Raw genomic sequence first — 11,862 nt, 5'->3', positions numbered from 1 at the left:
CCCTCTTTCTTTATTCGGATCGGGCGGAACGCTCGTAATTTGACACCTTGTCAATCCGCCGTTGATGGCGTCCGCCTTCAAACTCCGTCTCTATCCAGGTCTTCACGATTTCTCTTGCCAATCCGGGCCCGATAACCCGCTCGCCCAAAGCCAGCATGTTGCTGTCGTTATGGAGCCGCGTCGCCTTCGCGCTGAACACGTCATGCGCGAGCGCGCAGCGAATGCCGGGCACCTTGTTGGCCGCGATCGACATGCCGATTCCCGTTCCGCAAATCAGAATTCCCCGCTCCGCTTCTCCGTTGGCGACCATCGCCGCCGCCCGAATCGCATAGTCGGGGTAATCCACCGCATCTTGGGTATCGCAGCCGAGGTCGACGACTTCCGCGTTCATTTCCCGCAGCAGGGACGCAAGCTCCCTTTTCAGCATCAATCCGCCGTGGTCATTGGCTATGACAACCTTCATCGCAACAATCTCACCCTCCTTTCCTCATTTTCATCATATCATTGTGAAAATTGCGAATGTACGCGTTTTCATCCCAATTTATCGCCCGCGCCATGTGCATCATTGGGATGCGCCGCTTTCGGCTGCACAAGGCATCCTCGCCCGGCCGCGCGCCGTACCGGGTGCAGCCCATCCAAAATTCGCGACCAGCGTGTAGCGGTCACATCCCTTTCGGCAAAGCCGCGTTGTCCATGGCGGCTCTGAAACGGGCGGCATTGTGCCCGATGCCTTCGCTGTTGTACAGAGCGGAACCGGCGACGATCACATCGGCGCCCGCTTGGACAACCTTACCGACATTGGACAGCTTGATGCCTCCGTCCACCTCTATATCCACACTCACGCCCAGCGCATCGATCGTTTTCCGCACCGCCCTGATCTTCTCCAGAACAGCAGGGATGAAGCTTTGCCCGCCAAACCCTGGATTTACGCTCATCAGCAGCACCATGTCGATCTCTCCAATCACGTAATCCAGCACGTCCGGCGGTGTCGCCGGACTGAGAGCGACGCCGCTTTTGACGCCGGAAGCCTTAATTTCCTGAATGGTCCGGTGCAAATGGCGGCACGCCTCCGCTTGAACCGTAATGATATCGGCGCCTGCAGCGGCAAAACGGGCGATGTACCGCTGCGGCTCCTCGATCATCAAGTGCACGTCGAAAGCCAGATTGGTATAGGGGCGGACGGATGCGATGATGTCCGGTCCCAGCGTAATATTCGGCACAAACGCTCCGTCCATCACATCGATATGAATCATATCGGCTCCTGCCTTGTCGGCCGCCTCAATCTCGCTGCCAAGCTTGGAGAAATCCGCCGCAAGAATCGATGGCGCCAGCTTCGGCTTATTCATCGGTTTTCTCCTTTCGTCCCCTGCTTTTTTAGCGCCGTCCGACGAACGATTTTGAAGATGGCATAGATAAAAACGACGCAGCTTGCCGGGAATTGATATTTAAGCAAAAGTCCGCTAATATACCTGCCGTGCGGTCCCAAAATATAGTCCAGGAAGCTTTCCACCATACAATCACCCGCTTCCGCTAAATTGAAGCCCCTGCTTTAAGAAACGGGGGTCAGAACAACCTTGATCGCCTCGCCGTTTCTCATCAGCTTAAACGCTTCTGCCCATTCCGTTATAGGGAATTTGTGCGTCACCAGCGCTTTCGCGTTGACGCGCTGTTCGTTCATAAGCCGCAGGGAAGGCTCCCAATCGAACGGATTCTGGCTGCGGCAGCCGATGACGCTGATTTCCTTCTGGATAATTTTCTCAAAATCAACCGGGATTTCCGGCGATGCGAATATGCCCACCTGCACATAACGCCCTTGTTTGGCCAGAACGTCCAGTCCCATCGCAACAGCCGGCACCGCGCCGGTGCATTCCAGCACAACATCCGCGCCGTATCCGTTCGTCAGCCCGTTAGCCAGCTCCTTTAAGTCCTCGTTTTGGATGTTCACAGCATAGTCGATCCCCAGTTCAAGCGCCTTTTCGAGACGGACCTTATCTTTGCTGAGCCCGGTAATGATCACAGTTGCGCCCAGGCTTTTGGCGATCTGCGCCGTCAAGAGCCCGATCGGTCCCGGGCCTAGCACCACAACGACCTCGCCTTCCTTAATGCCGGCCTTGGAAACGGCATGATGCGCGCAAGCAAGAGGCTCGGTCAGGGCAGCCGACAAATAATCCACGTTGTCCGGCAGCTTATGCACGCTTTCTTTGCGGGCGACGACATATTTGGCGAAACCTCCGTTTTGCTGGGTTCCCAGCCCTCTGCGGCTTGCGCACAGATTGTATTGCCGTGATTTACAATACCTGCACTCCCCGCAAATGAAAAAGGTCGTTTCCGAAGTGACGCGGTCCCCGACCTGGATTCCCTCTACGTTCGCTCCCACCTCTACCACCTGGCCGGAAAACTCATGGCCCAGGGTAACGGGCGCCTTGACTTTATACTTGCCTTCATAGGTATGCAGATCCGTTCCGCACACGCCGGCATACTTCACCTCAATTTTGACCTGATCCGGCCCGATCTGCGGTTCCTCGACCTCCATGACCTCCAGGTTTCCAAATCCAAGCTCCTTTTTAACCAATGCTTTCATCTTCGCCCCTCCAATTTGTATCTATTTATTTGGTGGTGCGCCGCTGCCTGCATAAGGTATAATGAGGAAGAATAAGCGCGGATGTAAGGATCGGTTTTCCGCGTTTATTCGGCAGCTTTGCAGCCCCCAAAAAAGGTCATAAACGGCCCGTTTCCCGTCTGTTCGGGGTGAGCTTATTTGAAAAACAGGCCGTTTGTTGTCCAAGCCATCCGGATGCAAAGACTGTTGTTTCACACGGGCTAATATAAGTGCCAGCTTATATTAGCTCTGGAATGCAGTTGTTTGCCGCCCTTAGTTAAACAAGGCAAACACTTTATATATGACGTAGTTGATCAGATTCCCGCTCTGGTCGATACTGGAGATTTGCGTTGTTCCCTCAGGCATGTTGAAATGGGCATCTATCGCCATTTGCGTATTCAGCGGCGCCAGGTCGGTCGCCATATATAGCGACAAGGCGATGAGCACGGTCCCGGCAATCACCGAGTGGATGATGTTGCCTTTGGCCGCGCCGACGATGAAGGCTACAATGAACGGAATCGTGGCCAGATCAACGAAAGGCAGCACCTTGTTGCCGGGCAGGAACACCGCCAGCGCAACAGTAATCGGAACCAGAATCAGCGCGGTGGCAATGACCGACGGATGGCCGATGGCCACTGCGGCGTCAAGCCCGATGTACACGTTGTCGGCGCCGAACTTGCGTTTGAGGAAATCGCGGGCCGATTCGGAGATCGGCATCAGACCTTCCATCAAGATTTTGACCATCCGCGGCATCAGGAACATTACGCCGCCCATCGCCATACCGACCTTGATCACCTCGCCCGCGTTGTACCCGGCCAAAATGCCAAGCGCGATCCCCAGCACCAGCCCCATGAAAATCGGTTCTCCAAAGACGCCAAAGCGCTTTTGAATGCTTTCCGGATCGGCATGCAGCTTGCTCACTCCCGGAATTTTCTGAATCAGCTTCACCAGCGGAATGCCGAGCGGCGCATAAGATACGGTGCTGCCCGTCGGCACGGAAATGCCGGGCAAATCGAAATAGCTCTCCAGCATCGGCGCGGTCCAGTCGGCAATTTTGAGCACGATAATCTGGAAAATGATCGCAGCCAGCAAACCTAAAACGACGCTTTGGGTAAGCGCATACACACAAGCGCCTGTAAAAGTGAAATGCCAGAAGTTCCAAATATCGACGTTCATCGTCTTGGTCGTTTTCGTCACCAGCATGATCACGTTGACCAATAGCCCTGCCGGGATAATGAACGGCGCGATCGGCGAAGCCCACGAGATGGAAGCCGAACCGGGCCAGCCGACATCGATCACGTTGAGCTGGATGCCAAACCGCTCGACCATCCCGTTCGCCGCCGGTCCAAGATTATTAACCAGCAAATCCACGACCAGAGAGATGCCGATAAACCCTACGCCGATCGTCAGACCGGAACGGAAAGCCTTGCCCGGCTTCTGCCCGAAGATTATCCCCAGAATAAAGATCGCCACCGGCAAAATGACGGTCGGACCTAAATCCAAAAATGAGCGTAAAGCGCCAACCATATCTTGCATTCCAATCCCCCCAAAATGTAAAAATGTATTATTTCAACAGTTCCTGCAAAATTTTGGCTTTGACTTCATCGATGCCGATCCCGGTCAGAAACGCTCTTGCGTTGATGACCGGAAATGGATATTCTTTGTTGGCGATGGTCGTGCTGACGAGCAGGTCCGCACCTTCAGCCAGCGAGGGCACTTCGGTAATTTTGCACTGCACTAAATTGGCCTCGATATGGTTGGCCTTGCACAATTCCTTGAGCGCTTCAGTGACGATGGTTGAGGTGGCGATGCCCGCCCCGCAGGCGACCAGAATGGTCTTTTTAGTCATATGATTCGACCTCCTTGATTTCTTCAGGCTGCAATTTGTCGTTCATCAATGCTTTGACGGCGGCGGCGCTCTCCCCATGGCGAAGCGCATCAAGCATCCGTCCGTCCTGGATAATTTGCATCAGGCGCGTCAGCAGCCTAAGCTGGGATTTCTTCTGGTCCATGGCCAGCATAAATACGATCTCCACCGGGGTCGTCGCGCTCTCTTCGCCCATGATGCCGAACTCCACCGGCCGCTTTAAAATGCCGATGCTGATCGCCTTGCGGTTCACATGCTCGATATCGGTATGGGGAATGGCGACGGAGCAGGACACGGTCGGAAGCCCGGTGGGAAAGGTCTGCTCGCGTTCGATGATCGCCCGGATGTAGCTCTCCTTCACAACACCGTGGGCCAGCAGATTGCCGGCCATTTCGCTTAACACTTCTTCCTTGCTGTCTCCCTCCAAGCCAAGCAAAATGAAAGATTCCTCAAGCCATTCGGTACTCATGTACGATCCCTCTCTCTTCATCTATGGAAAATGCGGCGGCGATTTCGTGGATTTTCTCGGGCGTATCCGCTTCAATCAAGGCCATCACCTCCTCTTGGTTGCCGGCAAGCTTCATCAGTTGGTTCAAGGAGCGCAGATGCCGGTACTTATCCTTGGCGGCAATGACCACAATGACATGGATCATGTACCCTTCCGCGTAACATACCGGTTCCTCCAGACGCAGCAGGCTCATGGACACTTCATGGACTCCGCATTCGGGATCGGCGTGCGGGATGGCCACTTGATGGCCGATGATAATGTAAGGATCCCTGCTCTCACTGGCTTCCAACATAGCCTGCACATAGCCCGCAGTGATGCTGCCGCGGCGAAGCAGCGGCTCCGCGGCCATACGGACGGCTTCCTCCCAAGATTTTGCGCATCTGGCCAGCGTGATCGTATCTGGAACAATTAGATCGCTTAAGTCCGGCATCTCCGGGGCCATAAAGGGGTTGTTCCTTGGCTCGCGTTCAGGCATGAGATACTGCCTAAGCTCCAGGAGCAGAGACTGGCTGTTTTGGATAACGGCATATTTTCCGATGATCTCCATGATTCTGTCCATGTTGAACTCGGAAGGAACATAACCGTGGAGCTCCTCCATCACCTGCTTGCGCAGTCTGTATCTGTCCTCTTTCCCGAGAAATGTCTTAATGAGAAACAGCTTCTTGTCGGTCGGCAAATAAACGGTGGAGAACACGACATCGTACTCCAGCGCGTAATTGTGGAACTCGCGGACGGACAGCGCATCGAAAAAGACGAATTCCGGGAACAGTTCGCGCAAAGTGCTCTCCAATAGCCTGGAGACACACACGCCCTTGGGGCAAACGACAAGCGCCCTGATCTTCTGCCGAATGCTGTCCCCCTGCCTTGTGCACCAGCCGCCGATCAGCATCGTCAAATAAGTCGTTTCGCTCTCCGGTATTTCGGCGCCAATCAGTTCCACGAGAGGGCCGCAAGATTTTTTGACCAGATGATGCAGTTCCTTGAACTCCTTGCTGACCGATTCCTGCAGCGGATTCGTAATGGAGAGACGGTATTTGATCCGGTAATAGGCCGGCTTCAGGTGCAGCAAAATTTTGTTGTGCAACTGCTCCTTGTCCTGCAGCGTGACACAGGCGTTACGCTCGAACTGGGACAGCATCTCGGACAACGCCCGGTTTAGCTCCGGCAACGTATCGTCGGACAAATAATCGGTGGAAGAGATGTTGGTCGTAAGCAGATGTAGCGTAATGAACATTCTCTCTTCCATCGGAATGGGCTCAAGCTCGCTGAGCAGTTCTTCCACGGCCCTGTACTCCTTGGTATCGGACAGTTCATCATAGTGAATATGGAACCCCTCGACAACTCGCCCCTGCTTCACTCTTCTGAGCAGCAACAGCAAAATATAGGGCATGGACTCCAGCTTTTCGTCGGTGAATTTCAGGTTCAGCTTGCTTTCCACCGCTTCGATTTTGCGGCGAAGGGCGGCGACTTGGGAAGGAGCGGCTCCGGCAAGCTCCCTGAGCCAGTTCTCTCCGCCATACGTTTCCAGCGTTTTGTGGACGATGTCGATCAGGGCCTGCCGCTGGTTAAACTCATTTCCCTCGATGTAGTAGCCGTGCATTCTGGAGTATTTGATCTCTAAATGCAGCGGGCTTATGGCATCCTGCGCATTTTTCAAGTCGCGGAGAATCGTATTTTTGCTCACACCGAGAGCATGCGTAAAATGAAACAGCGACAATTCTTCGTTTTTGCTCAGCATCATCAAAATAATCAGATTGGCGCGTTCTTCCGCGGACAAATTGTAGTTGCCCTTCGTGTTCCGCTCCCGGTCCATCGACAGCGCGGTAAACAGCGCCTTGCCGATCAGAAATTGCCCGGTCCTGCTTCTCTTGATTTCCGGCAAATAATTGGCTTTGAGCCAATCATTGATTTTGCTCAGGCTGTACTCCACCTGCCTTCGGCTTAAGCCGTACTTATGCTCCAGATCCTTGTTCTTGATTCCGGGATTGGTCAACAGCTCACGCAACAGTTGACTGCTTCTCGCATCAAGCTCCATATTCTCCTCCTTTCTCCAAGTAGCTGGTGGTGGAATCAGCCTCTTTCGCCCAAAATCATCTTATCATCCCGCATCCGGAAAATGTACGCGTTTTCATCCCAATTTCTAGCATGCGAATTGTACAACATTGTGATTTTCCTCGCTCCCTTATAGAAGGACAATAAGCAAGCAAAAAAAAGACACCGCCATCGGTGTCTTTAGCTCCAAATCGATAATCTGGAAACGTGTTTACTTTTTCTTCTTGCGCACAAACGCGGCGGTGGCGTTCCCGCCGCCGCTCTTGCCCTTGCCTCCGCCCCGCTTGCGGCTTGGGGCGGCATCCCCGGCGCCCTCGTCGCGGGCGCCGATGAAGATCCCGCTCGCGGACGTCTTCTTCCGCCGCGAGCTCTTGCCCTCGCCGGTGCGGTAACCAGGGCCGGCATCGCGGGCGACGGCGACCGTCCCGGAGGCATAGCCTCCCTTGCCGGAGCCGAAGCCAAACATCGGCGCCGGCGCGCTCGCCGCGGCGCCGGTGTCCTCGCCCGCGCTGCTGTCGGCGCGGGCCTCAGCGCGGCCAAGCGCGATGCCGCCGCTGCCTTTGGCAGCGCCGCCGCGCTTGCCGCGCTTCCCGCCGGGGGTGCCCACCCCGGCGTCCTCATCGGCGGCGACGAAGTCCGCCGCCGCTGCTCGGCCGGGCTTGCCGGCTCCGCGGCCGCCCTTGCCTTTGCCGCCGCCGGCTTTGCCACGGCCGGCGTCCTTGCCCTTGGCGGCCTTGTTGCCCCGGCCGCCGCCCCAGCCGCCGCGCCCGCCCGCGAAATCCCCGCGCTGCCGCGGCTTCATGTCGACCATCTCAAAATCAATCGTATGGTCGTCCATATTCACGCGGGCCACGCGGATTTTCACTTCGTCGCCGATCCGATAGATCTTCGACGTCCGTTCCCCGATCAGCGCCATATGCTGCTCGTGGAAATGGTAATAGTCATCCGTCATCGCACTAAGCCGGATCAGCCCTTCCACCGTGTTCTCCAGCTCGACGAACATGCCAAAGCTGGTTACGCTGCTGATAATGCCGGTGAATTCTTCCCCGACCTTGTCCAGCATGAACTCCGCTTTCTTCAGCTGTTCCGTATCGCGCTCCGCCTCCACGGCGATGCGCTCCCGCTCGGACGATTGCTGCGCGATATCCTGCATGCGGCTGGCCAAATACTCCATGCGCGCTTCGCTCAGCGTCCCGCCGCTTTCGATGACCTCGCGGATAACCCGGTGGATCACCAAGTCCGGATAGCGCCGGATCGGCGACGTGAAGTGCGTATAGAACTCTGCCGCCAGCCCAAAATGCCCGGTGCTTTCCGCATCATACTTCGCCTGCTTCATCGAACGCAGCATCATCGTGCTGATGACCGTCTGCTCCTTCGTGCCCTGAATATCCTCGAGCAGCGTTTGCAACGCGCGCGGATGCACCTTGTTGCCTTTGCTGCCTTTGACCGTATAGCCGAAGTTGGCGACAAACGCCAGGAAGTTCATTAACTTCTCCTGATCCGGATCCTCATGGATCCGATAAATAAACGGCACCTTCAGCCAATAAAAATGCTCCGCCACCGTTTCGTTCGCGGCCAGCATAAATTCCTCGATGATCTGTTCCGCGATCGAACGCTCGCGCTTGACGATATCCACCGGTTTCCCGTTCTCATCAACGATCACCTTCGATTCCACGAAGTCGAAGTCGACCGCCCCGCGCCGCATACGGTTCGCCCGCAGCTTCAGCGCCAGCTCCTTCATCAGCTGGAACGTCTCAACGAGATCCGCATACCGTGCCGTAACTTCAAGATCTTCCTCCTCCAGGATCTTGCGCACATTCGTGTAAGTCATTCGCTCCTTCGTACGGATCACGCTGGTGAAAATATCGTGCTTCACGACCTTCATCTGCTCGTTAAATTCCATCTCACAGGACAACGTGAACCGGTCCACCTTCGGATTCAACGAGCAAATCCCATTGGACAACCGGTGCGGCAGCATCGGAATAACGCGGTCTACCAAGTACACACTGCAGCCGCGGTTATAGGCTTCCTGATCGAGCTTCGAATTCTCCCGCACGTAATACCCAACGTCGGCGATATGCACGCCCAGCTTAATATTCCCGTTGGGCAGGCGCTCTACGTTTACGGCATCATCCAGGTCCTTCGCATCCTCACCGTCGATCGTCACGATCACCTTGTCGCGTAAGTCCCGCCGTCCTTGGCGGACGATCTCCGCCTCGTCGATCACGTCGGGAACTTCCTGCGCCTCTGCCATCACGTCATCCGGAAAAGCCTCCGGCAACTGATGCTTGCGGATGATCGACAAAATGTCGACGCCCGGGTCATCCTTGTGACCTAAAATCTCGATGACCCGACCAACCGCCGCAGACCGTCCCTCGGGATACTCCACGATTTCGGCCACGACCTTCTCGCCGTCAACTGCAGCGCCAAAGCCTTCCCGCGGGATAAACAGATCCTTGTTGATCCGTTTATCGTCCGGGATCACAAAGCCAAACGATTCGTTGTTCTGGAAGACGCCTACCACCTGCGTGATGGCCCGGTGCACGATGCGTACGACCTCACCTTCCAGCTTGCCGCCGCCCGCGCTCTTCGAGCTGACGCGCACCAGCACCGTATCGCCGTTCATCGCGCTCTTCAAATCATTAGCATGAATGTAGACGTCCGGATGATCGCGATCCTCTGGGATCAGAAATGCAAAGCCCTTGGGATGAGCCTGCAAGCGCCCGCGCACCAAATCCATTCGTTCCGGAACCCCGTAGCGATGAGTGCGGGTAAGAATAATTTGTCCATTTTGCTCTAACCGGTTGAGCATTTTCAGAAATTCTTTAAAATCGGCGGCATCGGTGATCCCAAAATGCTCCTCCAACTCCTGGTACGTCATCGGTTTATATGCCGTTTCCCGCATAAAAGCGAGCAGTTCCTCTTCCGTAATTACTTTCAAATGATTTCACCTCAAACCCGGCTCGTCCCGCAGGGGCCGGGGTGTTATTTTGCATGATGATTCCATGATCTTCCTCACGGTGTATATCCCCTAGTATACACGAAATTCGGGTTTGGCATCCGTTTTCGCCCGGGATTGGGTGAAATCGCTTGATTTTCATGAAAAAGCCTTCATTTTATGAAAAAATAACCGACATTATAAAGTAGGGATTCCATGAATTATGAGAGGGAGAGGGTATGGAGAATTATCGAATTCTGCAACGACGTAATAAATTATTCGTCAAAATTATATGGGGAATGGTCGCCCTTGGCGTCCTGACCGACATCATGATCCAGGTGGACAGCAAAGTTCTATATACCTTGATCATCGTCGGCGGAATTTGTTGCTCCATCGCAACCTACATGACTTACGCCAACAAAGGAACCCGCTACGTCATGTTTGTCATTCCCGTGATCACCTCATTGTTGACTTTTCTGCTGATCTATCATGATCCCGATCCGATCGTCAGCACGTATTTGCTCGTCTACGTATCTATCGGCATCATGACGTTGTATTCGAACTACAAGCCGATCATTCTATCTGGCTTATTGGGGATGGGGATTACGATTTATTTCTTCAACGTTCCCTTCTACCACGATAAATTATTCCCCCGCGAGTCGTTGAGCTATCTGCTGCTGTTCCTGGCATTTCTGACAGTTGCTTTAGCTTTTGCTGCCCGGTTCAGCGAACGTCTGCAGAAGGATGTATTATCTCAGCAGCAGGATACGATGGAGGCAAAACGCCGCAGTGACGAGCTGCTTTCGAAACTGCAAGCTTCACTGGACGTGCTGGGACGTCTAAGCACTCAGTTGCGGGAGAACGTAACCGTCACGGGGTCCATCTCCAAAGAAATTACGACGACCTTTGGCAGCGTCTCCTCGACCTTGGAACGGCAGACGCTGGGGCTGCAATCTACAACCCAATCGGTGCAGGAGGTTGGCGGAGCCGTAGAGGTGACAGCCGAGATCTCAGCCCGGCTTCAAGAGCTGTCATCAGACATGCTGCATAATACAGAAGCCGCCGGAGCGAAGATGAACGCCTTATCCGTACATATTCAACATTTGCAGCAAATCATTACCGACACCGTCACCCAAATGCAGAAGCTTCGGGACCAAAATGAGCAAGTCAGCCAAATTGTCGATACGATCCATGGTATCTCTGCGCAAACAAACCTGCTGGCGATGAATGCCGCAATTGAAGCCGCTCATGCCGGAGAGCATGGCAAAGGCTTCGCCGTGGTCTCCTTGGAAATCCGCAAGCTTGCCGAGAACTCACAGCAGGCCACCCAGCGGATTAACGATATTCTGGCGGACGTCATTGGGCAAATCAACAACGTTGCTGAACAGATCACACTTGGCTCCACTGCGGTTCATTCCGGGCAGGAAGAAGCCCAAGAAGTCCAAAGCTACATGGGCAAAGTGTCTGACAATGCCCGCACGGTGAATGAGCACTCTGGCGAAGTCGATCGCTCGGTACGGCAGATGCAGGACCAGTACACCAGCATTATGACAGAAATTATGGAGCTAGCTGAGAGCACCGAGCACAACATGAGCGCCGCGCAGCAAATTCTGGCGGGCATCGAAGCGCAGGACAGCAAAATTCACGAGATCGTGAGACACTATCAAGATCTCGACAACTTGATTCTCACCCTATCGGCGACGGCCGCAGGGGATACGACGCAGGACATCACTCCTCAACCAGCAACGGTGTCGTCCGGGTCCACTTCAGAATCACACGAACCTTCTTCGAGTTCGACCAACCCGGAAGCGAAGACGATTCAAGATCAAGAGACTTCCGTTCCGGCGGAACCTACCAAAGAGCCTGTCTCAGTCGGCTAGCAAAGAATCACACAAAAA

Annotated in this window: 9 protein-coding genes; 1 reads left to right on the top strand and 8 read right to left on the bottom strand. The window is 54.6% G+C overall.

Annotation, left to right across the window (positions count from 1 at the left end; translation table 11 throughout):
- Positions 1–10: 10 nt before the first annotated feature.
- The 8 genes from rpiB to rnr all read right to left on the bottom strand — a co-directional run bounded on the left by rpiB (position 11) and on the right by rnr (position 9,931).
- The gene (gene rpiB, locus U9M73_RS19000) at positions 11–463 is read right to left on the bottom strand and encodes a ribose 5-phosphate isomerase B (RefSeq protein ID WP_009224957.1); all 453 of its coding nucleotides are present in this window, start codon (positions 461–463) and stop codon (positions 11–13) included.
- Positions 464–662: 199 nt separating this feature from the next.
- Positions 663–1,346 carry a ribulose-phosphate 3-epimerase gene (gene rpe / locus U9M73_RS18995; protein WP_323078555.1) on the bottom strand — a complete coding sequence of 228 codons (684 nt, stop codon included), beginning with the start codon at positions 1,344–1,346 and terminating at the stop codon, positions 663–665.
- Between the two features lie 203 nt (positions 1,347–1,549).
- On the bottom strand, positions 1,550–2,581 hold the full coding sequence (locus U9M73_RS18990) for a zinc-binding dehydrogenase (protein ID WP_009224959.1): 1,032 nt from the start codon (positions 2,579–2,581) through the stop codon (positions 1,550–1,552).
- Between the two features lie 291 nt (positions 2,582–2,872).
- On the bottom strand, positions 2,873–4,135 hold the full coding sequence (locus U9M73_RS18985; protein ID WP_009224960.1) for a PTS galactitol transporter subunit IIC: 1,263 nt from the start codon (positions 4,133–4,135) through the stop codon (positions 2,873–2,875).
- A gap of 28 nt (positions 4,136–4,163) precedes the next feature.
- The gene (locus tag U9M73_RS18980; RefSeq protein WP_009224961.1) at positions 4,164–4,448 is read right to left on the bottom strand and encodes a PTS sugar transporter subunit IIB; all 285 of its coding nucleotides are present in this window, start codon (positions 4,446–4,448) and stop codon (positions 4,164–4,166) included.
- Positions 4,441–4,935, bottom strand: coding sequence for a PTS sugar transporter subunit IIA (locus tag U9M73_RS18975; RefSeq protein WP_009224962.1), 495 nt, complete (start codon positions 4,933–4,935; stop codon positions 4,441–4,443). Before U9M73_RS18975 ends, U9M73_RS18980 begins: the two co-directional genes overlap by 8 nt.
- Positions 4,916–7,009: a BglG family transcription antiterminator gene (locus U9M73_RS18970; protein WP_323078553.1), complete on the bottom strand. Its 2,094-nt coding sequence runs from the start codon at positions 7,007–7,009 to the stop codon at positions 4,916–4,918. The genes U9M73_RS18975 and U9M73_RS18970 overlap by 20 nt, the downstream gene beginning before the upstream one ends.
- 228 nt (positions 7,010–7,237) lie before the next feature.
- Positions 7,238–9,931: a ribonuclease R gene (gene rnr / locus U9M73_RS18965; RefSeq protein ID WP_407673986.1), complete on the bottom strand. Its 2,694-nt coding sequence runs from the start codon at positions 9,929–9,931 to the stop codon at positions 7,238–7,240.
- Positions 9,932–10,203: 272 nt separating this feature from the next.
- Here rnr and U9M73_RS18960 point away from each other — a divergent pair, with 272 nt between their 5' ends.
- Complete coding sequence (locus tag U9M73_RS18960) at positions 10,204–11,844, top strand: methyl-accepting chemotaxis protein (RefSeq protein WP_323078550.1); 1,641 nt, start codon at positions 10,204–10,206, stop codon at positions 11,842–11,844.
- Positions 11,845–11,862: the final 18 nt, after the last annotated feature.

The organism is Paenibacillus phoenicis (assembly GCF_034718895.1).
Classification (GTDB): domain Bacteria; phylum Bacillota; class Bacilli; order Paenibacillales; family Paenibacillaceae; genus Fontibacillus; species Fontibacillus phoenicis.
The sequence above is the reverse complement of the archived record's forward strand: the minus strand, read 5'-3'. Positions and strand labels throughout refer to the sequence as shown.